Here is a 25030-nt window from a genome sequence, read left to right as displayed (position 1 = left end):
TAGACCGACTTTCAAGATTCAAGCAAGCGATGAATTCTTGGCCGGGGACCTGAGTAAAATTGGCCTGATTCCCTAGGGAAATGGAATCGCGGTTCGGTCCTAGATAGTAACTAAGGTTTCCTTTCTTCTTAAGCTGGTTTACGCGATGCAACCGTCTGGCATCCGGCGGCTCGGGTACTGTGCTGGTCACGACATGGCTAGCCAGCCGGAGGGTTGGCCCGGGTCGATCCTCGTCTTGCATTCCTCAAGGTCAGGATCAGGGGGCGGCGGCTCCGCCGACCGGATCGGCAGGGGCGCCGGGGCCGGCGGTCCGTGCGCTGGATGGTTCGCGACCACGGGCCGGTCCGCCGGGCGCGGGCACGTCAAGGGCGGCGCGGCCCTGGGCCCTATCATGTGTCCCGCCGGCGGCGGGTGCGTGTCCGCCGTTCCTGCTATGACAGCGGCCAGCCGGCGGCGACGCCTCCCGTTCGCGGCCGGCTGGCCGCTGCATCCCCGCCATCGGCCTGAGACTATGCTGCGTCAACAATCCGAACGGGAGCACAGCCCAATCTTCTGCCGATGCGGAGCGAGTTTCGCCAAACCCGTCGACGTCGTGGTCTCGCCGAGGCTGATGCCGAAAGGCAGGAGTTTTGGCAGCGCCCAGACCTTGAAGGTCGCATTTTCGAAGGCGATTTCCGATCCGGAAGGCAGTGCGGGTTCGGCTTGATGCCTGTGTTCGACCGGCAGTTTCGAGAGGGCATCCTCTGTGAATCGATCATAGGGTCGAAAATAGGAAAGCTCCCCCAGCATTCTTTTCCTGTCGACGACGACATGGGTGGTTCCATAGTCTCGCTGCAGTCGGATCCAGGGGGGCCGTCGATAGACAGCCATGCCGCAAGGACATCCGATGTCCGTTGGCGCATCTCTTTCATGTAGTCCCGATGCCACGCGAGGCTCATTTCTTCGCCGACGACGATTCGTCGTCGGGCCATCAGCGGTATCTCTTCCACGACGCTTCGGGGCCAGCCCGCGATGATCGTGGTGGTTGGCAGGGATGATAGGAAAGCAAATAGCTCTTTCCTATCCGGGCCTATGGGGGCGCGCTGCTCCGGCATGCCGCCGAGAAGCGCAGCCACCAACGCCGTGGCAACCAAGCAGGAGGTTCGTTTCCATCGGAATGCGGCCCAGGCTGTATAAGGCAAGGCTATCGCAGCCAGGGGGGGGTGCCACGAGATATAGGAACCGTCCGGGTACATAGAGATAGGGAAGGGCAGCATAGGCCAGGATGTAAACAAGCACGGCTGATGATGCGATCATCAGCAAGGCTCTGGACGCTGCGTTCCCCTGTATCGCTGCCTTGATGTTCCACGCGCCTATTGCAGAAAAGGCAATAATTGGTAGCGCTTCTCTGACGTGCAGGGGCATGTTGAAAAAAACACCTGATGCGGTCCACGCCGATCATTGCCCAGGTTGCTACGGAGTATGCATCCTGCCCGAACTGCCGGTATCCGAAGACTTCGTCCTCATTGAACCGACCGCCATAATCGGCCTCTGGCCAGATCGGGTCTCCCGCCATGACGAGCGGACCATAGGCGCCGCCGCGCCGAACGCTGAAAATCGCAATCAACACGGCAAGCATGATGAGACTGGTCGGTATCGCGATTTGACGAAGAGTCGCTCTGCTCGCCGGGACTTGGTGAATTCGGCCATCCGCAAGCTGCATCGCCGCGAAAACGAGGATGAGCGCCATTGCTGAATAGTAAAACAGGCTAGCTAGGAGGGCTGCTAGCAAGATTAAGGCGATTTTCCTTGACAGGACCCCGAGCATCCCCAGGCAAATCAGTGTGCCTCCCAAGGATCTCGGCAGGCCGGACGATGCTAAGTCAAGGATCGGCTCAATTGATATGGCTATAACAACGCTACATATTGCGACCAGTGTTGTCGATATTGCGGGGGTGCAGAGAAATATGAGTGAAATTGAACTGAATGCGGTGGGCAGTGACGTGAGCTGAAATATCTTGAGTGGGGCGAACCAAGTCGCGGCGAAATCTACTGCCGCGACAAAGCCTAGTGGCATTATCGCTCGACGCATGTATTCCGCTATGTAGTCCGTCGACAGGCTCGTGCCGGTCGATGCGGCATCGAACGCCCACCCTTGCTGGTACAGATCGCCAGAGGCCACCACATCGGGCCCAATGGAGTTAGCGACATAATTCCATATCGGAATTGCATATACAGCCATGACGACAGCAAGCGTGGCTGTGATCAGAAGCGTGCCATCGCTGCGACTGTAATGCACTCCGGAGGCTCCGTAGGTCGATGGTTCTACGATAGGGTGAGTTGTGCGACACTGCAGCCTATAGGTGGTGACGTCGAGGCAGCCAGGGGCGACCCGAAGGTTCCCGCCTGCAGGACCAGTCTCCGCGTGAGGCGAGCCTTCGTCTGCTGACGGGCCTGATTCTCTGGCCATCTCCGCTCGTGGCGCGGGGAGTAATTCAGGCTCGGAATTCGCTGCCGGGGCGACCGTGACCAGCCGGCCATCGTCAGGGCGGCGATGCGGGCTCTGTCCTCACTTCTTCCGGTTGGAGAGTAGCCAACGCCAAGCCGCGGCCGGACTGAAGGGCAGCTTCCGGCGACGGCTGAGACCGGGAGGCTGGCCTTCTAATATTCTTGGACCGAAGACTTCAATGATGTCTTTCAGAGGGATGTCTATATTGCTCTGTACGAGGAGAAAAACGTGCTCGCTGGTCGGAGAAAACAGCCGATCAAGGCGGCCGTCGTGAATTCTTTCCCAGTGATCTTTTAGCCATATGCTTTCGCCCATGGCGTATAGGGTGTTTTTTGCATTCGAGTACAGTTTGTCCTGCAGCTGGTTCTTAAGGACATAGCACCAGTACAGACTGTATTCCGTCCAGCTATTGTCTGCCCAATCAGGGCGATTCTTCATAAGGTATATCTGCCAGTTGTCGGTGCCGGCTGCTAAGTCTAGCTCCTCGGTTAGGCTTCGAAGGGTCGGGCCGTGAAGAAACTGAGGGGTAACGCCGAGTACAGCATCGTCCTGGGTCACAATGGCGGGGGTGTTGAGCAATTCCATGCTGGCTTTCCACCAACCCCAATGATTTTTTTGTTGCTCGAGGTGTGGTATCGCTCGATTTCCAACAAAGAGGTCTGACTCATTTATTTGTCTTGTTATTATTACATCGGAATCTAGGGTGAGTATCCACTCATCATCGATATATCTTCCTGCTGAAAGCTTTAGGATCTGTTGTTTGGTCCAGCCACTTTGACTGTATCCGGATGTGAACTGGCTGTCCTCGTCGAGAATTCTGAACTTGAAGACTCTTTCATGCCTGAGAGCGCGCTTAATTGCCTTGATATCTCCTTTGGGTGAGATCAAGACAATTTCATTTACCCACGCCGGGTTTAGGAACCGATGCATCGACGGGAGGGCGAGACTTAGTAGGCGGTCCAAGTCCGAATAGGAGTGGGTGCCGATTTTCAATGGCATGCAAATCGAAAAGCTAACCATTCACACCATTTCCAAGTTGTGTCTTCTTGAATTCAACCACTAGATTGCGCGCGTGTCATCTCCGGCGGCGTGAAGTCGTTTTCAGCGGTGAAGTGGGTACCTTCCTGTTCCACAGCCACCGCGTTGAACTCATCGCCCGCCGAACAGGTAGAGACAGATGTCTGCCTTCCGGATCGTTCAATTGCGGCTCGGAGTTCGTTCCGCCTGAAGGCTCCGAGGAACCCGCAGATTTAGCGTTCGAATATCCGCGATTCTGAATTGTTGTATTCGTGGATTGCTCGTAATCCTAGGTTGAAAATGTTGCGCCATTGGGGACAATGTGGCGGGGAGTCGGGGTGGGCCGCGGGCACTCGTGTGGGCCGCGCTTGTCCGCAACGAACGCCGTTATCTGGACGATGATTTGGTAGCGGCTGTTAGTGATGGTTGCTTTGTAGATGCCGGCCGTTTCGAAGAGTATCAGGCAATGATGAACGGTGGCTCGCGACGGCTTGCGATCGTGTCACGTTACTTGGCTAAAGCGCTTTCCGAGATCGGTGCGACCAATCTTTTGGCGGGTCAACGGCAGGGCCTGGAAGACGCGGAGTTTCAATGCCTGAGCTTTCTTGTCCAGAGTGATGGGCCTATTGGCCAGCAGGATATCGCCGCACTCTTCGGCAGCAAGTCCAAGGCTACCAAGCTTATCGACCGTCTTGAGGCAAAGGGCTATGTAACGCGGTCAAGGTACCCCGGCGACGGGCCGGCATATTGTGACGATTGTGCCCTCCAAGGTTGGGGGCTGATGACAGCCGTTCGTGCAATGCAGATCGATCGCGATGTGTCCCTTCTCTCAATGACAGTAAGGGATCTCGTGGCGGTTACAATGTATCTCGATCGCATCGCAGAGCTTGCGCGAAAAGCGCGATCGACGATCGATGTAACAGATCGGCCGCCGCCGGAAGTGAGCAGCCGCCGGCGCGGAGGCTCCGTAGTTCTCGGTGGGAGCTCGACCGGCGATCGAGGCGTTGAGTCTATATGTCCTGTGTAGGCTCTTGTGTTTGCGCGGTGCCTTTTGGTGCGGCAGTGTCGGGCGTTCTGGATCGACTGGTACGTGAGGATGCGCAATGGGCGGGGATATGCCCAGCGTCACCTGGTCGAGTGCCGCATCTGACGCTCAAATTGGCATGCTGTGTCCCGTGAGATGGGTGGGGAGTTCTTCCTGTGTCTGGTAGCCAGGCATCGCGGGCGGTAGCGGAGCGCTCATCTGTGTGGGGGCTTGGAGCCGTTGAACCTCACCGGCTTCGAGCAGGCGCCTGAGCGGCCATGGATGCGCGATCCTCGCAGTCTGCGAGATCAGAAAGAAGATCAGCACGCCGAGATGGAGGCGACAATCGTAGACTTGCAGGGGCGCCCGAATGAGGTGATCAAGGGTGGTCATCGGATTTCAAGTGGTGCGGATATGCCATTCGGCCATCCTCCCACCGATTGGATCCAGCCTGACGGGGAGGGTAGCTAGCGCTCGCATTGTCTGAGATTAGAGGCGCTTAGTTTTGAGGGCGCATACTGCAGGCACCCATGCCCCCCCCTAAGTCGCATGCTGCCAATGTCGGCAATCAACCATTCAAGGCAATTGCGGTGGGCGTTCTCCGTGCTTGAGCTGCAGTCAACCGGAGGCGCCGCACATTCGCGACAGGGCGATATGCCCTGTGATGGCAGAAGGGGCAGCCCACGTGGATGGGGTTGTCGGCGTTTGGTATCGCTGCGCTGACGTCTCTACACCCTGTGTCGGTACCCATATCGAAGCTGATCTTCTCGCCTTCAACGGAAACGTAGCCAGACTCCAGTGCATGGACGAGCCGTTCAATATTTGATCGTTTGAGCAACTTAACCTCCTGTGAATTATTTATATTTAACGAATAGAATATTTTCAAATGGGGCTCGGGATGGTTGTTTTGCTATGTTTGTTGACAATAGACGCGAACTTCCGCCGAGGGGGCGTCAACGAAGCCGTGCCGGAATCTATATCTAAAGATGGGAAAGATCGACGTTCTGGTAGGTGATGGAATTCACAAGCTCGACGCGAAGCTTTCGGATCTGGCGAAAAGGGATCTGCGCGGCCCCGAGACTACAATACGTCGTTCGATGATCGAGCATGACATTCCCGAAAGTGCATTTCGCGAGTATGGGTCGGGCTGGTTGGCCGTGTTCATTTCGGTACTTGAGCAGGAGCTGGAATGGTTCAAGGCGAGGCCCGTTCAGGCCCCATCGCCTGAGATATTGTCGAGGGAGGGACTGAGCGCGGCGATTGTGCCCGCCGTCTAGAGTAAAACTCGGTGACGTTTCGATCGTGCGGCTTCAGCGGGCGCACGAGCCTTATCGCGCGGTGAGCCTGCGAAGTCGCCTTGATTCACGCTCGACGACGCGTCAGGGCCTCTAGCTCGGAACGCTGCAAACCTTGGGCGAGCCTTTGGGAAGTCATCACTGCCTTCCGGCAAGGTGACACCCTATGCCCGCCGTTCCTGCCTGCTAAGCGCCAAGCCGGTGCGCCGCTGCCGGTGTTCCTCTGCCTCGAACGAGGGCTGCCCAGAGTTCGATCTCTGTGGACGGCATTCGACGCCGCCGGGGAGGGGCATTCAGGGGTAACGGCGTTCTTGATCGCGACCTAGGCGGGGGCTCAATGCCCCCCGCTGAGGACCAGCGTCTGCACGGGAAGGAGCATGGCCTGCATCCGCAGGATCATGGCGTGTACCAGCCCGACCGTGTCGACGACATGGAGAAACAGCCGGTTCCCGGTGCCGATGTCCTTCGCCTCAAGCGCCTCGCGGTTGTTGGTATAGGCGTTGGCGATGCAGCTTCCGCCTGGCGGGACGCCTTCCAGCTGCCCGGCATAGAGCGGCTCCAGATAGACGGTGATCGATCCGGGCTGCCCCAGTTGCTGGACATCGACCAGCTGATCCGTCGGACGAAACTGGCCAGAGGCCACGACGTCCTGCACCTGCGTCACCACCATCGGGATGATCGTGAAGGGTTTGCCGATGCAGGTCGCCTCCGCGATCATGCCGACCTTGATTACCGGGGTGGCGATCTGCCCGAAGCCGGCGACGAGGGCGACCCGTCCAGCGTCGGACGGCACGAGAATGCCCGCCGGCCGAACCATCGGATTGACGACATCGCCCGGCCGCAGCGTGAATTGCTGCAGCGTCCCGGCGACGCCGGCGCGCACCAGCGTCTTGTCGACCTCGACCTGCGCCTGGGCAAGCGCGGCCTCGGTGCTGGCTCGTTGAGCCGGCAGGAGATTTGAGATCTGCGCCTCGAGCGTCTGCTTGTTGGCCCTCGCCGCATCGAGCGCGCCCTTCTGGCCGTCAAGCGTGACCTGCAGGCGCTGGATCTCGCGCACGGCAACGACATTCGCGTTGCGCCGCATCAGCTCCTGCTTGGTATCCAGCTCATCCTGGGCTTGCTGAAGGGCATCTTCCGCCTGCTTTATCGTGCCGTCCGCGGCCGCCAACTGGGTCTTCGACACGATCACCTGGGCATCGATTTCCGCGATCCGGCGCTGCGCCGCCTCGAGGGCCGCCGCCTGTACCGAACTATCGAGCTGGAACAGCGGCTCTCCTGCCTCGACCTTCTGGTTGAAGCCGACAAACACCTTTGCAACCCGGCCGCCGCTTTCGGGAAGGATCGAGACGGTCCGGAATACGGCGGTGACGTTCTTGGTCGAAGGGTGGAAATAGAAAATCAGCGTGATCAGCGAGATGGTCAGGATCAGGCAGGCGCTGATGCCCCAGCGCAACTCGTACCAGACCGAATACAGGGTGATCTCGCGACCGATCCGCTTGCCCTGGCCATAGCGGCGAACGAGATAGTCAGGAAAGATTGTCAGCATCGAGCAAAGCAGCAGCTCAAACATCGCTCAATTCCCCTCTCGGCGTCGGGAGGCGCGTCGCCGCTTGGGGCGATGGTGCATGCGCGGCGTGATTGGGAAGCGGATCTCCGGCTGGCAAATCGGCAGGCTCGGGGGAAGTTGTCGCCATGACGGCGAGTGTCGGGCCGGCCGACCTGGCCAGGCCCTCCGCGCCGCTGTCGCGTTGTTCAGCGAGCTTTTCGAGAGACCCGGCGATCGACGCCATCGGCGTGGAGAAATCCGGAAAACGGATCAGGGCCAGCAGCAGGCCGGCAATCCAGAACATGTGATTGTGGGTGAAGAGCGAAATCAGCGCCAGGACGCCGACGAGTTCCAATTGAACCACATTGGCCCGATGCGCCAGGCGCTCCGGGACGGCATGGAGCTGGAAGTAGAGATTGGTGACGACGAGGATCGTCACGAGCATGAAGACGACCATCCCGTTGAAGAGGATGTCGCTCTGCCCGGGCGCGGTGATAAAGAACGGCAGGTGTTCGATCGCAATCGGATGAATTTTTCCGTCCAACGAGATTGCCTCCTCAGGCTCGGCTTGGGAGTGAGACGACCACACGGTCTCCAAGCAGCAGCAATCAGGCGCTCGCGAAGCGTCGCGCCTGTGCGTCATTCAAGTCTTGGTTTGACCCGGTGAACGCCCGCCAGGCACAGGGCGTGGCGGCACCGGAAAGTCCGCCCCTACCGTGCGGCGGGAGCGGGTCGCAGGGCCATGATCATTGCAGTGCGAGTGCCGCCGCTTCGGCAGAGCAATCCTGCGTCGGCTTCAGCCCCTTGGCGCGCGCCGCCTCGACTTCGCCGCGAGCCGCGCGAAGATCCTCGAGGAAGACCGGATCGGTGTGCAGTTTCGCAACCGTCGCGGCACCCATGATCCGTCCGCCATCGACATCGCTCTGCCAATGCGCGTCGCACATTACCCGGCTCTGTCCGAAGGCGATGCCGCGGGCGAGGAGTTCATTGGCGCGATCGGGCGCGATCTCGGAGAGAGTCAGCGCCCAGGCCCAGCCGGCGGCCGTGTGGCCGGAGGGATAGGAGCCGTCGTCATGCAGGATCGGCTCCTGATCCGGCGTGCAGGTCGCTTCGCTGTGCACAACGAAGGGCCGGGTGCGCTCATACTTGTTCTTGACGCCATAGGTCGACAGGCCGGCGTCCGACATCATTTTCTTCATGAGGCCAAAGAGATGCGGCGTGTTCTGCTCGTCGATCGGAACACCGAGCGCACAGGAGAAGTTGTCGGCAGGCCTCGGGAAAACGAGGTCGGCGTCCTGAACGGCCAGCTTCCACCGGTCGGAACCGCGCAGGGTGAGCGTCGCCTTGCGCGCCTCTTCATCGCGGGCAAGCGCCGCGCTGCCAGCGCCGGGAGGCGGGCCGAGTAGCGCGAGGCTATCGGGAAGATCGGATGGCTTCAGATAGCCGGGCGCGATCGTGAAATGCGCGTCGGTGACCTTGGGCTGGTCGTCGCCCGCCTGTGCCTGCCCGCAGAGCGCCATCAGCGCCAGCAGGGAAACCTGTGCGGCCCGCACTACAGTCCCGGTCATCGACATTCCCATTCCTCTCGAAAGTTGCCAGCGCCTGAAGGCGTCGTCAGCAGGCAAGTCCCATTGCGGAGCTTCTGCTGCATGAGCGGCTCGACCGTCTTGCCATTTCACGCCACGCGCATGCCGCTATGCTCCCGCCGGCCGCGAACTTTCCCTTGATTCGGCATTGCGAAAAACATCAAACCCGGTTGCGGCGAGATCCGATGGCAAATATCCCTTTGACGCGCGGCCAGTTCCTGCTGCCCTTCGTCAGCATTCTCGACGAGATCGGGGCGCCGACGGAAACGCTTCTGGGCAAGTCCCGGCTACCGACATCCCTGGCTGAAAAGAGCGATCTCTACCTGCCGCTCCTGCCGGCGCTGCGCTTCGTCGAGACCGCGCAGAGAAGCCAGGGCATCGAGGATTTCGGTTTTCTCGCCGCTCAGCGTCTGCATTTCTCCCACATGAGGGAAAAGACACGCGCGCTGATCGCCCATTCGCCGACGCTTCTCGTCGCGCTCCGGCACGCCTGCTACTGGGCGTCCCGCGAAGACACCATTTTGAGCATGTGGATTGAGCAGGACGAGGATCATGTGCGGGTCTGCAGCCGGCTCGCCGGCACGACCGGGCTTCTGCATCTGAAGCACGCGCAATGGATCCAGAATATCTTCTCGGTCTACATCGTCCGGCAATTCGCGGGACAAGACTGGATGCCGACCGCGATCGCGTTTGAATCGTCCTACTCACCGGGGCCGGCGACTCGATCCCACTGGCCGAATGTGCGGTTTGTGTCCCATCAGCATGCTGCCTGGATCAGCCTGCCGGTCACGCTTCTCAGCCTCCCTAATCGGTCGGCCGCCTTGTTCGCGCCTCCGCGTGGCCAGGAGGACGGTCCCAGCGACTACGACATCGTCGCAACGCTCAAGCTGATGCTGCCGGCTTATCTCGAAGAGGGAAAGACGGCGCTGGCCGACGTCGCCGACATCGCCGGCATCAGCCCGCGCACGCTCCAGCGCAAGCTCGCCCATCTTGGCCTGACCTATTCGGACATATTGGATACGGCCCGGTATGAGAATGCGAGCCGGCTTCTGCGCGACACCGATTGCAGGATCATCGATGTCGCCTTTTCCTCCGGCTACACGGACCCCGCGCATTTCAGCCGTGCCTTCCGACGAATCTCCGGTACGACGCCGCGTCAGTTTCGGGAGCAATCACGCCTTGGCTAGCGGACTGTCTCAGGCAGCGGCAGGGCTTGGCTCCCTGAGGAGGCCTTTGCACAACGCCGAAAGGCAGTTCTGCAGCACCCCATCTCCAGCATCCTGAGGAGGCTTTCGAAGAAAGCCGTCTCGAAGGACACACGACGGAAGGGCAGGGCTCACCTGGGTTTGCGCGACCGCTCTGCGTCCTTCGAGACGGCCCTGCGGGCCTCCTCAGGATGTTGAGGGCGGGGTTCTGCAAAGGCCCTGAGGGATAGTGCGCCGCCCCTGCGAACACGGGCGGCGCGCGTTGTTCAGCGGTTGACGTCGACCAGCGTGCGGCCGCGCACCTTGCCTTCGAGGATATCGACCGCGACCTGCGGCACGTCGGCCAGACCGACTTCCTGCACGGTGGTCTCCAGCTTGGCGAGGTCGAGATCGCTCGCCAGCCGCTTCCAGGCGACGGCGCGGACGGATTGCGGCGCGTTCACCGAGTCGATGCCGGCCAACGTCACGTTGCGCAGGATGAAGGGATGCATCGCGGCGGGCAGGTCCATGCTGTCGGCGAGGCCGCAGGCCGTCACCGTGCCACGATAATCCGTCTGCGCCAGCACGTTGGCGAGTGTCTGGCCGCCGCAGCTGTCGATGGCGCCGGCCCATTTCGGCGCTGCGATCGGCGCGCCCGGCTGCGAGAGCGTCGCACGGTCGAGGATCTCCGTGGCGCCGAGCCGCTTCAGATAGTCCGCCTCCTGCGCGCGGCCGGTCGAGGCGATGACGCGGTAGCCGAGCTTCGACAGCAGCGCCACCGAGATCGAGCCGACGCCGCCGGAAGCGCCCGTCACAAGGACTGGCCCGCGATCCGGCGTGATGCCACCATGCTCCAGCGCCAGCACGCTCAGCATCGCCGTGTAGCCGGCGGTGCCGATCGCCATCGCATCCTTGGATGAGATCGAATCCGGCAGCTTGACCAGCCATTCGGCCGGGACGCGGGCGCGCTGCGCATAGCCGCCATGATGCGACATGCTCAGCTCGAAGCCGTTCAGCACGACGCGATCGCCAGGCTTGAAATCGGGACTTTTGGAGCTTTCGACGGTGCCGGCGAGGTCGATGCCGGGGATCAGTGGGAATGTCCGGATGATCGGCGCGCGCCCGGTGACCGCCATCCCGTCCTTGTAGTTGACGGTCGAATAGTCGACGGCGACGGTGACGTCGCCATCCATGAGCTGATCGTCTTCGAGGCTGGAGAGAGCGACAGAAACCGTGTCGCCCGTCTTCGTCGCCCAGAGTGCCTTGAAGGTCATGCGTCGCTCCGATGTCAATGATATGCCTCCCTTATCTGGTCGGCACGAGGCGGTCCGCAAGACGCTCCTTGTCACATGGGCGTGAGAAAACGGCGCGTCGCCCGAACGGCGATGCGCTTGCAGGACGTTCCCTTACATTGGTCTCAAGCCGGGTAGGTGCGCTCCGCCGCGCGGATGCGGCCGGCATTACCGAGTTCGACGATGTAGCCAAAGTCCTTCTCGGTATCGAGATAGTAGTGCTCGTCGTCGTCGATCCGGCCGCTCTGGATCACCGGATAGCCCTGTCGGGTGAAGTTCTCGACCGCCTTCTGGCAATCGGCATAGAACAGCTTGATGTGGTGCAGGCCTTCGCCGTGCTTCTCCAGATGCTCGTCATAGATGCTGTAGCCGGTCAGCGGCTGCATCAGCTCAAGCTGGGTGTCGCCGCTCCAGGCGACCGCGATCAGGCAGGTGTGCGTCGCCGGTTTGCCGCGATAGATGTAGTTCTGAACCTTGCCGGGCTCGAACTGGTAGATGTCCCAGGGGCCGATCTTGAAGATGTCCCAGTGACGCTTCATCGCCGCTTCGAGATCGCGGACGACATAGGCGACCTGCATCGTGCCGCCTTCGGTGAAAGTGCGCATCCCCGTTTCTCCCGTCTGAAAGCCCCGTCTCTTGCGGACAGGGTCTTTGTCGCGATCCGGCGTGCGCCGGTTCGACATCAGCTATGCATCGGGATGACTTAGGGTCAAGTCTGGGGCCAAGTCGGGCGCTGGCCGCGCCCGGCGGGCGTCAGTCGGCCTTGTGGGCCGGGCGGGCGCGGGGCAGGGGCATGGCAGCGTCGACGGACGCGTCCATTCGGCAGCAGCCCGGTGCATCCGAGCGGATGCCGTCATCGGTCGAGGCGAGGCGGATCGCGGCCGGCAGCTTGTGGGCGGAAGAAAGCCGGGACGGGGTCGGCGTTGCGAAAGCCATGGCCGTCGCATCCTTGGCGAAGTGCGACGAGGCGCTGGCAAGAGCCAGTTCCGGCTGCGCGATCGTCTGCTCGGCGTAATCGGGCCGGATGACCTTCGAGGGCGGCAGGATCGCGGTGGCATAAAGCAGGCCGCGGACCGGCGGAGCGGCCGGATTGGCCGCAGCCGGTTCTGTCGATGCGGGCTTTGCCGACGCGAGCTGGAGCAGGGCGGCCGGCTTCGGACGCGGTAGGAGCGGCGGAACGATGGCGGCCATCTCCACGACGGGAGCGGCGACGACGGGCTTGCGCAGCGGCACCGGCGCCATGGCCGTCGCGACGGCGACCGGCGCTGCGTCCGCTTCGGCGGCGATCTCGGGCTTGGCGCCTTCGGCGAGAACCAGTTTCTCGGTCGGCGCCTTGGCGACCACCGGGCTTCCCGGCTCCGGCGTGGCGTAGGCCAGCATCGTATTGTCGGATGGCTTGGTAACGAGCTTGCCGGCGACCAGAATCGGCGTCGTGCCCATGGGCACCTTGATCAGCTTCGCCAGCAGTCGCTTGCGCTTGGCTTCGTAATAATAGCCGCTCTTGTAGAGGCTGTGGGCCTTGGCCGCATTTCCGCCGGCGATGATATAGGCGTTGGCCAGATAGGCGCCGCCATAGATCAGGTTGGTTTCCGCGTCGAGCAGTCCCTTGGCCGATCCCCGGTAGCCGAGGCCTTCAGCCGTCTTGGGCAGGATCTGCATCAGGCCCCAATACGGGCCGTTGCGGGCGGCCGGATTGAACGTGCTCTCGGTGCGAACCACTTTGCGCAGCAATTCGACGGGCAGGCGGTACGTGTCCGCGTAGTAGGCGATCCGCGCTTCGATTTCCGCCCGCGACATGTCGCGATCAGCCAGGGCAACCGTCGGAATCAGGAGGCCAAGCGACAGGCCAATCAGGCCGCGCAACCATCCAGAACAGGCGGGTTGGATGCGGCCGGGTCGAAGGCGCATCGGGGGCGAGAGACGGATCAAGGAGGCTCCAAGCCTGGTTAATCGTTCGATAAGACTCTCACGCGAAGGCCAATCAGGCAACCCACCCGCCGAAATGCGTGCGATCCGCTGCCCGCGTCCCCCTCGGAGCGACTGTATCCAGCGCCAAAAAGCCGGACTTTATGGCTTTTCCAAGAATCGCGATCGGGCCTGTTAAGCATCCCGGTCGGTGTTCCCGCCTGGGAAATCGGAGGGCCTGTGTCGCGCCTGCGGCGAGAGTCCTTTGCTGGCGCGCTTGTGCCGTCGCTGCTTGCTGCTACACTCAACCTCAACAAGGCACGCGATGAGCTGCGCGCCGGACCCATTTGTCCTGTGTCCGCGCAGCCGAAGGATTTAATGTGACAATCTCGGGCGAGGATCCGCGGATCGCGGAATCCAGGGCGCCCGTCAGTGATTCCGCGGATCATGCGCGGAGTCATGTCGGGACAACCGACGGTTCTGGCCAGCGTCATGCTGGCAATGGCCCAGGAAGTGGCCCAGGACAGGTCGGCAAGAAGAAGGGCAGGCGGCGCAAGAAGCGCGGGCCTGTCTTTGCGTCGGGCCAGAAGCCGGACGCGAAAACAGCCAAGGCTGTCGAGGCAAGCCGATCCGGTCCCCGCGACCGGAATCACGGCGCGCGGACGCAGCCCAATGCCGGCTTGAGGCCGGCACAGGACGGACAGGTGCGTCCGGCCCATCCCGTTCGCCCAGCGCAGGCTGTGAATGGCCAGGATTCCCGCGCGAACCGTTCCGATGCGCGTCCGCGCGCGGAATCATCCGCGCCGCCGGACACGCTTTATGCAGCCCTCGATCTCGGCACCAACAATTGCCGCCTGCTGATTGCGCAGCCGCGTGAGCGCGGATTTCGCGTTGTCGATGCGTTTTCGCGGATTGTGCGGCTTGGCGAAGGCGTCGGCCGTAGCGGTCGCCTTGGCGAAGCGGCGATGGACCGGGCGGTCGATGCGTTGCGCATCTGCCGTTCCAAGCTTTCGGATCGCGGCGTCGTGCGCGCCCGCCTGATTGCCACCGAAGCGTGCCGCTCGGCCGAGAATGGCGCGATCTTTCTCGAGCGTGTGCGCAGCGAGACCGGACTGGCGCTGGAGATCGTGTCGCGCGAGACGGAAGCAAGGCTTGCCGTATCGGGCTGCGCCTCGCTGATCGATCCCAATTCGAACGGCGCGCTGCTTTTCGATATCGGCGGCGGCTCGTCCGAACTGGTATGGATCGACCTGACGCGGCCGGCCGAGACGCGGCGTCGCCGCATGTCGGACCGGATCCGCTCCTGGGCGTCGCTGCCGGTCGGTGTCGTGACGCTCAGCGAGCGCCATGGCGGCGAGACGGTGACGAGCGAAGTGTTCGAGGCGATGGTTGCCGAAGTGGCCGAGATGCTGCGGGATTTCCCGGAAGCGGCGGCGCTCGACCAGGCGGTCGCGGCGGGCAATCTCCATATGCTCGGCACGTCCGGCACGGTGACGACGCTCGCAGGCGTCCATCTCGGCCTGGAGCGCTATGATCGACGCAGGGTTGACGGAACCTGGATGACAGGCGACGAGGTCAATCTGATGATGAATACATTGACGGGCATGGACTATGCCGCGCGGATCGCCAATCCCTGCATCGGCCAGGAGCGGGCGGATCTGGTGCTGGCGGGCTGTGCTATCCTCGAGGCAATCCGCCGTCGCTGGCCTTGCCAGCGGCTTCGGGTTGCGGACCGCGGATTGCGCGAAGGAATTCTGGTGGAAATGATGGCGGAAGACGGTGTGTGGCGGCGTTCGCCGCATCGGCAGAATGGAAGGCCGTCATGACGGGTATGAAAAAAGGTTCCGGCGGGCGCGAGCTTACGGTCCGGGTGAAGACGTCGCGCGGCCGCACGGCCTCGTCGCAGCGTTGGCTGGAGCGCCAGCTGAACGATCCCTATGTCGCGCGCTCGAAGCGCGAGGGTTATCGTTCGCGCGCCGCCTACAAGCTGATCGAGATCGACGACCAGCATCACATCCTGGCGCCCGGCATGAGCGTCGTCGACCTTGGCGCGGCGCCCGGCGGCTGGTCGCAGGTCGCTGTCGATCGCGTCGGCTCGAACGATGCCAAGAAGCGTGTCGTCGCCATCGATTATCTCGAGATGGACGAGCTTCCGGGCGTCATCCTGTTCAAGAAGGACTTTTTGGACGAAGACGCACCGGCAATGCTCGAAGAGGCGCTGGGCGGTCGCGCCGACGTCGTCATGTCCGACATGGCGGCGCCGACCACCGGCCACCAGAAGACCGACCATCTGCGCACGATCTTCCTGTGCGAAGTGGCAGTCGATTTCGCCATCAACGTGCTGAAGCCCGGCGGCCACTTCCTGACCAAGGTGTTTCGCGGCGGCGCCGAGAATACGGTGCTGACGCTGTTGAAGCAGCATTTCACCTCGGTCCATCACATCAAGCCGCCGGCCAGCCGCGCCGGTTCGGTCGAGCTGTTCCTGCTCGCCAAGGGCTTCAAGGGTCGCAAGGATGCGCCCGACGAAGGTCAGGCGCGGGATGTGCCGGACGACACCGATGGAAGCTGGCGGCCGTAGGTCGTTTCCTGATGGGTCGGCTATGCCGGCCCATCCACCGGACACGGCCGGATCCGATGTGGAGTCCAGCGCCAAGAGCAGAATCCGTCCGCTTTGGGCGAGGAAACTGCGCGCTTCACCTCTCCCTGAGGGAGAGGTCGACGCACGAAGTGCGGCGGGTGAGGGTTTACGACCTCACCGGATGGTTTCCTAAACCCTCTCTACGCCCGTTCGCGCATGGCGGTGACCGGGTCCGGCGCCAGTTCCTTTGCGCGGCGCCCTGACATTTCCGAGCCCGCATCGGTCGGCATCTTGATGAAGAAGATCACCGAGCTCGCGGCGATCAGCCCGACGACGAGGAACGCGGGATGGAACGATGCGAGCTCCAGTTCGCCGCCATGCGATTTCATCGTCATCTGAAGCATGATCGCGCCTGTCGAAATGCCCAGGGACAGCGACAATTGCTGGAACACGCTGGTCATGCTGGTTGCCCGGCTCATCTTGCTCATCGGCACATCCGCGAAGGATAGCGCATTGGCGCTGGTGAACTGAAGCGAGCGGAAGAAACCGCCGACGAACAGTAGCCCGGTGATCAGGTGCATCGGCGTGCCGATCGAAAATGCCGCCGGAATGCCGACGAAGAACGCGGCGATGAACGAATTCGCGATCAGAACGGTGCGGAAGCCGAACCGGCGCAGCAGCGGCGGCGCGACGAACTTCATGGCGATGGCGCCGATGGCCGAGACGAAGGTGATGGTGCCGGACTGGAACGGCGTCAGGCCGTAGCCGATCTGCAGCATCAGCGGCAGCAGGAAGGGCAGGGCGCCGATACCGATCCGGAACAGCATGCCGCCTGCAACGCTGGCGGCGAAGCTTGGAATGGCGAACAGCGACAGGTCGAGGATCGGGTTGGCCACGCGGCGGCTATAGAAGAAATAGGCGATCAAAAGGCCGGCGCCGCCGAACAGGCTGGCCATCACATAGGGCCAGGGCATCAGGTTGAGGCCGAGCGAGGTCGAGCCCGTGATGAAGCCGGCGATCCCGAACGCGGTCAGCAGGAATCCGATGAAATCGAAGCGCACCCGCTCTTCGCCGCGTATGTCGGGGATGAAGAGGGTGGCGAGGATCACGCCCAATACGCCGATCGGCACGTTGATCCAGAAGATCCAGCGCCAGTCGAAATAGGTCGTGATGAAGCCGCCGACGACCGGCCCGACGACGGGGCCGATCAACGCCGGCACCGTCAGCCAGGCCAGTGCGCCGACCAGCTCGGATTTCGACACCGATTTCAGGATGACCAGCCGTCCGACGGGCACCATCATCGCGCCGCCGATACCCTGCAGGACGCGCGAGGCAACGATTTCGAGGATCGAGCTGGAGAGGCCGCAACAGATCGAGCCGAGCGTGAACAGGGCGATCGCCAGCCGAAACACGGACCGCGCGCCAAATCGGTCCGCGACCCAGCCGGAGGCGGGAATGAAGATGGCGATGGTGAGCAGATAGGACGTCAGCGCCAGTTTCAGATCGATCGGGCTGACGCCGAAGTCGCGCGCGATGGCGGGAAGCGATGTCGACAGGACGGTCGAATCGAGGTTCTCCATGAACAAAGCGCAGGCGACGATCAGCGGCAGAAGAATCCGTGCGGGGGGGCGATGCGGAATCATGAAGCCTCTTGGGAGGGCGATTATTCTAAGTCTACCTTAGGACGATGCGTTTGGCTTTCGAAGCTGCGATTTCGTGAAATCAGGCTTCGGCGATCGCCCGATGCAAGCCTGCAACGTCCGCGATCTGATCCGGGTTGCGCCAGAGCCAGCCGAAATACGCATTGCAGCCCGATCCGCTCCAAGGGTTCAGGCCGCTGCCGTGATAGGGCGTGAGTTCGCCGATGCGCAGGCCATCCTTGGTCAGATAGAAATCGACACGCAAATGGCTGAATCCGGCTGACACTTTCTCCGCGACAGTGACGAGGCGACGGGCCATGTCGGGGTCGAGATGATAGTCGCCGCGCTCGAAATGCAGGGAGTGGAAGGGCAACCTGACGCCGTTGATGTCGAACCAGTTGTCGCGGCGGTCGGGGGTGGACTTGGCGCCTGTATGGATGCGGATCATCGCCGCCTTGCCGCCAAATGTGACGACGAGCGCTTCCACCGGCAATTCGTCGTCGGCACCCAGCAGCAGCCTCTCTGCGAGAATGCGGCGAGGGACGTTGCGGTATCCCCACTCAAGCGACTGGTCGAAATAGTCGTACTGCAACCATTCGCGTGCTTGCTTCGCCAGCAAAGCGGGATCGTGGTTAGCCGCCTCACGGACAATCGCGACCAGGCCCGAGGCATGGCTGGGCTTCAGCACAAACTGATCCGGTAGGGCATGCCAGGGAATGTCGGCGGGATCCGACCAGACGCCGAGAAGCGGCACGAGAAAGTCCTCGCCCACGCGCTCGCGGATGATGCCCCTGACCGCGACCTTGTCGCAGAGGCGCTTTAGCAGTGGGTCCCGGTCGTAGAGAATGCGGTGTACGATATGCTCGTTATAGCCGGCAGGCGGATCGATCCGAAGCGGCTTGTTCATGACCTTCTGGAAGCGTCGCTCATGCCAGGATCGACACAGGCGCGGCCCAATCCAGGGAGCGCGGCGCAGCGGCCGCGTGACAACAAGGAAGCGCATCCGCTTGTACGCACGCGCGGTTGCCCGGGCCGCCGCAGCGATCCGGAGGGCATGTTGATGCAAGGACATGGAGATCGCTGAGAGGAACGCGGATCGAATCCGCGATCTGGTTGTTGAGGTTGCCGATGTCGTTTGGAACAGGCCGGAGATTGACGCAAGGGCCTTTAGCTAAGGCTGCGAGGAACGCTGCCCGATCGGGCGTTGCGCGCGCGCCCCTCGCTTCTCCGGGGCGGCCCCGCGAACGTCGTCCGCCTGGCGCATAGCTCCCCTGCAACAATTTGTGCAGTGCGAGACTTTCCACGTCCACCGACTCCATGATAGAGACCACCGCCAACTCTATTCGCTGAAACCTCGACCCGCCGGTGACCCTCGGTCCCACGGCTGGTCTTTTGCATTCGGAGCGTTGGCCATGGCCCAGATCGTAGAATTGTCCACCGGACGCGAAGCGCTGACCTTCGATGACGTGCTGCTGCAGCCCGGCCATTCGATGGTCATGCCGGGCGAAGTCGATATCCGCACCCGCCTGACGCGCGAGATCGAACTCAACATTCCGATCATCTCCTCGGCCATGGACACCGTCACCGAGGCGCGCCTCGCGATCGCCATGGCGCAGGCCGGCGGCCTTGGCGTGATCCACCGCAACCTGTCGCCAGAGCAGCAGGCGGAAGAGGTTCGGCAGGTCAAGAAGTTCGAATCGGGCATGGTCGTGAACCCGGTCACCATCGAGCCGGACGCGACGCTGGCCGACGCGCTGACGCTGATGAAGGCCCATCGCATCTCCGGCATTCCCGTCGTCGAGGGTGGTGGCAATCCGGGCCGGCTCGTCGGCATCCTGACCAATCGCGACGTGCGCTTTGCTTCGAACCCGGACCAGAAGGTCTATGAGCTGATGACCCGCGAGGGTCTGATCACGGTCAAGGAAGGCGTCAGCCAGGACGAGGCGCGCCGGCTGCTGCACCAGCACCGCATCGAGAAGCTCGTCGTTGTCGACAAGGCCTATCGCTGCATCGGCCTGATCACCGTCAAGGACATGGAGAAGACGCAGCTCAATCCGAACGCCGCCAAGGACGAGCAGGGTCGCCTCCGCGTCGCCGCCGCCACCACGGTTGGCGAGAACGGCATCGAGCGGACCCAGCGCCTGATTGACGCCGGCGTCGACCTGATCGTCGTCGATACCGCGCATGGCCATTCGCAGCGCGTGCTCGACGCCGTGACGCTGGTGAAGAAGATGTCGAACCGCGTGCAGGTCATGGCCGGCAACGTCGCCACCGCCGAGGGCGCCCAGGCGCTGATCGACGCGGGCGCCGACGCCGTCAAGATCGGCATCGGCCCCGGCTCGATCTGCACCACCCGCGTCGTCGCCGGCGTCGGCGTGCCACAGCTGACCGCGATCATGGAAGCTGTTTCGGTTGCCGATCTCGCTGGTGTTCCGGTCATCGCCGATGGCGGCATCAAGTATTCGGGCGATCTGGCCAAGGCGCTTGCCGCCGGCGCGCGCTGCGCCATGATCGGCTCGTTGCTGGCGGGAACGGAAGAAAGCCCCGGCGAGGTCTATCTGCACCAGGGCCGCTCGTTCAAAGCCTATCGCGGCATGGGCTCCGTCGGCGCGATGGCGCGCGGCTCGGCGGATCGCTACTTCCAGGCCGAAGTGCGCGACACGCTGAAGCTGGTGCCGGAAGGCGTCGAGGGCCAGGTTCCCTACAAGGGGCCGGTCAGCGGCGTGCTGCATCAGCTTGCCGGCGGCCTGCGCGCCGCCATGGGCTATGTCGGCGCTGAAAACCTCGAGACGTTCCGCGACAAGGCGCGCTTCGTGCGCATCTCGACGGCCGGCCTGCGTGAAAGCCACACGCATGACGTGACGATCACGCGCGAAAGCCCGAATTATCCCGGCATCGGCTGATCCCAACGCTCGCCGTCATCCCGGCCTAGGCCGGGATCCATACGCTCCGACGGGTGGCCAGTAGACACGATCCGGGCCAGTTCTTTCCGGCCTGTGTTCATGGGCCCCGGCCTTGGCCGGGGCGACGCCCTGTCTGTCGGCGGCGGATAAAATTTGGCTGCCGAGAGCGAACGATACTGAAGGAAGGGGCAGGGGTGGGAACCTTCTGCCCCTCTTCTTTGTTTGAGCAGTGCCGGCAACGTCCGGATGCCCGGCTTGTGCCGGCAAATCAGTTTCGGGGGTTCCATGCTGAAGACTGTCATTCTCTGGCCGGCGATCGCGCAATTCGCACTGATTGCGATCTGCTATCTCTGGCTTGGCATTACGCGGCGACGAGCGCTTGGCAGCCGCGCCGTACCGTCGACCGATTTCGCCCCCGGCGCTGCGGAGCCCGAAGCCTCGGCCACGGCGCGCCGCCATCTCGCCAATCAGTTCGAGCTGCCGATCCTGTTCTTCATCGTGGTCGGCTTCCTGTTCGGCATCAATGGCACCTCGATCCTCGAAGTCGTCGTCGCCTGGCTGTTCGTCGCCAGCCGCGTGGTCCACACCATCGCTTCGCTGCGCGGGCCGCTCGTGCTGCGACATGTCAGCTTTCTGGTTGGATTCCTGCTGGTTTGCTTCCTCTGGCTCGACCTCGCCGTTCGTATCCTCTAGAAGCGCGGAACCATGATCCCAGCCGCACGCATCTCCGCCGCCATCGAGGTTCTCGATGATATCGCAACCCGTCGCCGCCCCGCGCCCGACGCCCTGAAGGATTGGGGCCTCGCGCACCGCTTCGCGGGCTCGAAGGACCGCCGCGCCATCGGCGACCTCGTCTTTGACGCGTTGCGCCACAAGAACTCGTCGGCGGCTGTTGCCGGCGGCGATGACGGTCGCTCCGTCATGATCGGTCTCTTCTTCCATCATCGCGGTCTCGACATCGCGGGCCTGGAAAAGCTGTTCTCGGGCGATCGGTTCGCCCCGGAACCCTTGACCGATGACGAACGCGCAACGCTCGCGAGCGACGCGCTTTCCAGCGCGCCGGATTATATCCGCGGCGATTATCCCGAATGGATCTCGCCGAACCTTGCCCGCGTATTCGGCGACAATGTCGTGGCCGAGATGCAGGCGCTGGCCAATCCTGCGCCGCTCGACCTGCGCGTCAACACGCTGAAGGCAGAGGCCGACCATGCCGCGTCCGAGCTGACGGCGGCGATCGGCCGTGCGCCAGAGCGTCCTGCGCTCTCGACGCTCTGCCTGCGCCTGCCGCTGGAGCCCGGAACGGCCGAGCCGCACATCGCCTCGACCGAACCCTTCTTGAAGGGCCAGATCGAGATCCAGGATCTCGGCAGCCAGCTCGCCGCCGAATTCGCCGGCGCGCGCCCCGGCATGCAGGTGCTCGATCTGTGCGCTGGCGGTGGCGGCAAGACGCTGTCGCTGGCGGCCGCCATGCAGAACCATGGCCAGATCTTCGCGCATGACAGCGATCGCCGCCGCCTGGCGCCGATCCATGACCGGCTGACGCGGGCAGGCGTCCGCAATGTGCAGGTCCGCACGCCGCGCCCCAATAGCGATGTGCTCGACGATCTCGAGAATCGCATGGATCTGGTGCTGGTCGACGCGCCCTGCACGGGCACCGGCACCTGGCGCCGCAATCCGGACGCCAAGTGGCGCATCCGCCCCGGCAGCCTGGCCGAGCGCAACAAGGACCAGGCGATCGTGCTGGCTTCGGCCGGTCGCTATGTGAAGGTGGGCGGACGCCTCGCCTACATCACCTGCTCGGTGCTGGACGAAGAGAATACCGACCAGATCGACGCATTCCTGGCCGCGAATCCCGGCTTCTCGGTCGTGCCGCCGCAGGCGGTGGTCGAGGCCTATGAGCAGGAATCGATGAACATCCTCGGCCCGGCGGTGCGGCTGATGTCGAACGGTTTGCTGATGACGCCGCTCAACAGCGGCACGGATGGTTTCTTCGTATCCGTACTGACGCGTAACAGCTGATCGCAATCATCTGTGCGCCTTCCCGGAGGTCCCGGGTGCTTGTCTCGACATCGCGCGGTTGCGTCGATAGAAGGACGGCACCGGGGTTCTCCCGATTACGGAGGTAGACTATGCGCCTGCTGAGGCTTCTCGCCATCGTCATTGTCCTGTTCGCGGGATACTGGGCTTACTACGTTTTCGCAGCTTCCAACCCGAACGATCAGTTCGGCGTGCAGATCAACAAGATGCTGCCGACCGCGGCACGCGAGTTCGCCTGCAAGAAGCTGAAGGACCGCTTCGCCGACGCCAAGGCGCCGGAAGGTTGCGCCGAGTTCGCATTCTGGGCACCGGCTCCCGAGCCCGTCGTGGAAGCTCCGGCTGCAACGCCGGCTCCGGTCGTCGAGCCCGCTCCGGCAGCGCCCGCTCCGGCCGTCGAGACGCCCGCACCGGCAGCATCGGCTCCGGCCGCCGAGACGCCTGCTCCGGCAGCGCCGGCTCCGGCCGCTGAGACGCCTGCTCCGGCGGCCACCCCGGCTCCCGCCGCCGAGACGCCCGCTCCGGCGGCTCCGGCCGCAACGCCGGCTCCCGCTGTAGAGGCTCCGGCAGCTCCCGCTCCGGCGTCCGATACGCCGGCCACGGCCGCGCCCTGATCGATCCAGCGGCCCGCACCCCACGGTGCGGGCCGTTTTCTTGACCTATGCAGGTGCGGATGGCAGCTCCGCGATTGCAGTTTTCGGCCCAATCGCTTAACCGAGGGGCCATTCCCCTCAGACGCCGGGCCGCTTCCATGACCGACAGCATTCTCATTATCGATTTTGGATCGCAGGTAACGCAGCTCATCGCGCGTCGCCTTCGCGAAGCCGGCGTCTATTGCGAGATTCATCCGTTCCAGAACGCCGCGCCGGCGTTCGAGAAGTTGCAGCCCAAGGGCGTCATCTTCTCCGGTGGTCCCGCCTCCGTCACCGATGTAGGCAGCCCGCGCGCGCCGCAGGCGGTGTTCGATTCCGGCGTGCCGATCCTGGCCATCTGCTACGGCCAGCAGACGCTGGCGCTGCAGCAGGGCGGCGAGGTCGAGGGTGGCCATGCGGCTGAGTTCGGCCGCGCCGAAGTCGAGATCCTCGAAGCCAGCCCGCTGTTCGAAGGTTTCTGGGAAGTGGGAAGCCGCTATCCGGTCTGGATGAGCCATGGCGACCGCGTCACGCAGCTGCCGCCCGGCTTCAAGGTCGTCGGTACCTCGGAGAACGCGCCCTTTGCGATCGCCGTGAACGAGGACCGTCGCTACTACACGACGATGTTCCATCCGGAAGTCGTCCATACGCCGGACGGCGCCAAGCTGCTCTCCAATTTCGCCCACAACATCGTCGGCCTTAAGTCCGACTGGACGATGTCGGCCTATCGCGAGCAGATGATCGAGAAGATCCGCAAGCAGGTCGGCAAGGGCAGGGTGCTGTGCGCGCTTTCGGGCGGCGTCGATTCCGCCGTCGCTGCCGTGCTGATCCACGAGGCGATCGGCGACCAGCTGACCTGCGTGTTTGTCGATCATGGCCTGATGCGCCAGAACGAGGGTGACCAGGTCGTCACGCTGTTCCGCGAGCATTTCAACATTCCGCTCATCAGCGTCGACGCGGCCGATCTGTTCATCGGCAAGCTCGAAGGCGTCAAGGATCCCGAGACCAAGCGCAAGATCATCGGCGGCCTGTTCATCGACGTGTTCGATGCCGAGGCAAAGAAGATCGCTTCCGACGGCAAGGGCGCGCCGGAATTCCTGGCCCAGGGCACGCTGTATCCGGACGTGATCGAGAGCGTTTCGTTCTCGGGCGGCCCGTCGGTGACGATCAAGTCGCACCACAATGTCGGCGGCTTGCCGGCCCGCATGAACATGAAGCTGGTCGAGCCGCTGCGCGAGCTGTTCAAGGACGAGGTTCGCGCGTTGGGTCGTGAACTCGGCCTGCCGGACTCGTTTGTCGGCCGCCACCCGTTCCCGGGCCCGGGCCTCGCCATCCGCCTTCCCGGCGGCGTGACGCGCGAAAAGCTCGATATCCTGCGCAAGGCCGACGCGATCTATCTCGACGAGATCCGCAAGGCCGGCCTCTACGACACCATCTGGCAGGCTTTTGCCGTTTTGCTGCCGGTGCAGACGGTCGGCGTGATGGGCGACGGCCGCACCTATGACTCGGTGCTGGCGCTGCGCGCCGTGACTTCGGTCGACGGCATGACGGCGGATTTCTTCCCCTATGACATGAACTTCCTCGGCCGCGCCGCGACCCGCATCATCAACGAGGTCAAGGGCATCAACCGCGTCGTCTACGACGTAACGTCCAAGCCCCCCGGCACGATCGAGTGGGAGTAGCGGGGAAACGGCGGCCAATGGCGTAGGATCGCCGCGCTACCGTGTCGCCACCACTCCATCCGCTCCCCGCGCCGTTGAGCGGGATTCGCTCTCCTTTCCCATTAGTAGGGATGATGTCAGTCCGATCGTTGGAGGATGTAAAGCAGCTTCATCGAGCGGGAGTATCTTGGTGTAGAACAGCGAGTACATAGGCCGAGTCTGCCATTGATCCGATGTAGATGTCG

General features: G+C 62.9%; 21 protein-coding genes. 11 read left to right on the top strand and 10 right to left on the bottom strand.

Annotation, left to right across the window (positions count from 1 at the left end; genetic code table 11):
* Nucleotides 1-519: 519 nt before the first annotated feature.
* Entirely contained in the window at nucleotides 520-789 is a 270-nt protein-coding gene (locus OSH12_RS11745) for a hypothetical protein (protein ID WP_266343730.1), read from the bottom strand.
* Between the two features lie 613 nt (nucleotides 790-1402).
* Between OSH12_RS11745 and OSH12_RS11740 the strand changes: the two genes are divergently transcribed.
* Nucleotides 1403-1735, top strand: a complete 333-nt coding sequence (locus OSH12_RS11740) for a hypothetical protein (RefSeq protein WP_266343729.1) — start codon at nucleotides 1403-1405, stop codon at nucleotides 1733-1735.
* Between the two features lie 813 nt (nucleotides 1736-2548).
* On the opposite strand, the gene OSH12_RS11735 is transcribed toward OSH12_RS11740, so the two are convergent.
* The gene (locus OSH12_RS11735; protein ID WP_266343728.1) at nucleotides 2549-3508 is read right to left on the bottom strand and encodes a DUF6492 family protein; all 960 of its coding nucleotides are present in this window, start codon (nucleotides 3506-3508) and stop codon (nucleotides 2549-2551) included.
* 352 nt (nucleotides 3509-3860) lie between these two features.
* Here OSH12_RS11735 and OSH12_RS11730 point away from each other — a divergent pair, with 352 nt between their 5' ends.
* Nucleotides 3861-4532 carry a MarR family winged helix-turn-helix transcriptional regulator gene (locus OSH12_RS11730; RefSeq protein WP_266343727.1) on the top strand — a complete coding sequence of 224 codons (672 nt, stop codon included), beginning with the start codon at nucleotides 3861-3863 and terminating at the stop codon, nucleotides 4530-4532.
* A 983-nt stretch (nucleotides 4533-5515) separates the two neighbouring features.
* Nucleotides 5516-5806, top strand: a complete 291-nt coding sequence (locus tag OSH12_RS11725; protein ID WP_266343726.1) for a hypothetical protein — start codon at nucleotides 5516-5518, stop codon at nucleotides 5804-5806.
* Between the two features lie 352 nt (nucleotides 5807-6158).
* Here the strand turns inward: OSH12_RS11725 and OSH12_RS11720 are convergent, their stop codons facing one another.
* From OSH12_RS11720 to OSH12_RS11710, 3 genes are all read right to left on the bottom strand, one after another.
* Complete coding sequence (locus OSH12_RS11720; RefSeq protein WP_266343725.1) at nucleotides 6159-7394, bottom strand: HlyD family secretion protein; 1236 nt, start codon at nucleotides 7392-7394, stop codon at nucleotides 6159-6161.
* A complete protein-coding gene (locus OSH12_RS11715; protein ID WP_266343903.1) occupies nucleotides 7387-7914 on the bottom strand; it encodes a hypothetical protein in 528 nt (175 codons plus the stop codon). The genes OSH12_RS11720 and OSH12_RS11715 overlap by 8 nt, the downstream gene beginning before the upstream one ends.
* A gap of 202 nt (nucleotides 7915-8116) precedes the next feature.
* Nucleotides 8117-8938, bottom strand: a complete 822-nt coding sequence (locus OSH12_RS11710; protein ID WP_266343724.1) for an acid phosphatase — start codon at nucleotides 8936-8938, stop codon at nucleotides 8117-8119.
* Nucleotides 8939-9141: 203 nt separating this feature from the next.
* Between OSH12_RS11710 and OSH12_RS11705 the strand changes: the two genes are divergently transcribed.
* Nucleotides 9142-10143: a helix-turn-helix transcriptional regulator gene (locus OSH12_RS11705; protein WP_266343723.1), complete on the top strand. Its 1002-nt coding sequence runs from the start codon at nucleotides 9142-9144 to the stop codon at nucleotides 10141-10143.
* 284 nt (nucleotides 10144-10427) lie between these two features.
* On the opposite strand, the gene acuI is transcribed toward OSH12_RS11705, so the two are convergent.
* The 3 genes from acuI to OSH12_RS11690 form a co-directional block, all read right to left on the bottom strand.
* On the bottom strand, nucleotides 10428-11414 hold the full coding sequence (gene acuI, locus OSH12_RS11700) for an acrylyl-CoA reductase (NADPH) (RefSeq protein ID WP_266343722.1): 987 nt from the start codon (nucleotides 11412-11414) through the stop codon (nucleotides 10428-10430).
* A 143-nt stretch (nucleotides 11415-11557) separates the two neighbouring features.
* Nucleotides 11558-12037, bottom strand: a complete 480-nt coding sequence (locus tag OSH12_RS11695; protein WP_266343721.1) for a VOC family protein — start codon at nucleotides 12035-12037, stop codon at nucleotides 11558-11560.
* A 148-nt stretch (nucleotides 12038-12185) separates the two neighbouring features.
* Nucleotides 12186-13295, bottom strand: a complete 1110-nt coding sequence (locus OSH12_RS11690; protein ID WP_266343720.1) for a transglycosylase SLT domain-containing protein — start codon at nucleotides 13293-13295, stop codon at nucleotides 12186-12188.
* A 422-nt stretch (nucleotides 13296-13717) separates the two neighbouring features.
* Between OSH12_RS11690 and OSH12_RS11685 the strand changes: the two genes are divergently transcribed.
* Together OSH12_RS11685 and OSH12_RS11680 are read left to right on the top strand one after the other, a co-directional pair.
* Nucleotides 13718-15163 (top strand): Ppx/GppA phosphatase family protein, encoded by a 1446-nt coding sequence (locus OSH12_RS11685; RefSeq protein ID WP_266343719.1) that lies wholly within the window; start codon nucleotides 13718-13720, stop codon nucleotides 15161-15163.
* A complete protein-coding gene (locus OSH12_RS11680; RefSeq protein ID WP_266343718.1) occupies nucleotides 15160-15915 on the top strand; it encodes an RlmE family RNA methyltransferase in 756 nt (251 codons plus the stop codon). The genes OSH12_RS11685 and OSH12_RS11680 overlap by 4 nt, the downstream gene beginning before the upstream one ends.
* Before the next feature lie 200 nt (nucleotides 15916-16115).
* On the opposite strand, the gene OSH12_RS11675 is transcribed toward OSH12_RS11680, so the two are convergent.
* Entirely contained in the window at nucleotides 16116-17558 is a 1443-nt protein-coding gene (locus OSH12_RS11675; protein WP_266343717.1) for an MFS transporter, read from the bottom strand.
* A gap of 79 nt (nucleotides 17559-17637) precedes the next feature.
* Complete coding sequence (locus OSH12_RS11670) at nucleotides 17638-18462, bottom strand: ATP-grasp fold amidoligase family protein (RefSeq protein ID WP_266343716.1); 825 nt, start codon at nucleotides 18460-18462, stop codon at nucleotides 17638-17640.
* 505 nt (nucleotides 18463-18967) lie between these two features.
* Here OSH12_RS11670 and guaB point away from each other — a divergent pair.
* From guaB to guaA, 5 genes are all read left to right on the top strand, one after another.
* Nucleotides 18968-20458: an IMP dehydrogenase gene (gene guaB / locus OSH12_RS11665; RefSeq protein WP_266343715.1), complete on the top strand. Its 1491-nt coding sequence runs from the start codon at nucleotides 18968-18970 to the stop codon at nucleotides 20456-20458.
* Between the two features lie 285 nt (nucleotides 20459-20743).
* Nucleotides 20744-21151 (top strand): MAPEG family protein, encoded by a 408-nt coding sequence (locus tag OSH12_RS11660; protein WP_266343714.1) that lies wholly within the window; start codon nucleotides 20744-20746, stop codon nucleotides 21149-21151.
* Nucleotides 21152-21163: 12 nt separating this feature from the next.
* Nucleotides 21164-22477, top strand: coding sequence for an RsmB/NOP family class I SAM-dependent RNA methyltransferase (locus OSH12_RS11655; protein WP_266343713.1), 1314 nt, complete (start codon nucleotides 21164-21166; stop codon nucleotides 22475-22477).
* A 110-nt stretch (nucleotides 22478-22587) separates the two neighbouring features.
* A complete protein-coding gene (locus OSH12_RS11650; RefSeq protein WP_266343712.1) occupies nucleotides 22588-23106 on the top strand; it encodes a hypothetical protein in 519 nt (172 codons plus the stop codon).
* 137 nt (nucleotides 23107-23243) lie between these two features.
* Complete coding sequence (guaA, locus tag OSH12_RS11645; RefSeq protein ID WP_266343711.1) at nucleotides 23244-24806, top strand: glutamine-hydrolyzing GMP synthase; 1563 nt, start codon at nucleotides 23244-23246, stop codon at nucleotides 24804-24806.
* Nucleotides 24807-25030 lie beyond the last annotated feature (224 nt).

Source organism: Kaistia terrae (assembly GCF_026344005.1).
In the GTDB taxonomy this organism is placed as follows: Bacteria; Pseudomonadota; Alphaproteobacteria; order Rhizobiales; family Kaistiaceae; genus Kaistia; species Kaistia terrae.
Note: the sequence above shows the minus strand (reverse complement) of the source record. Positions and strands in the feature narration are given on the sequence as shown.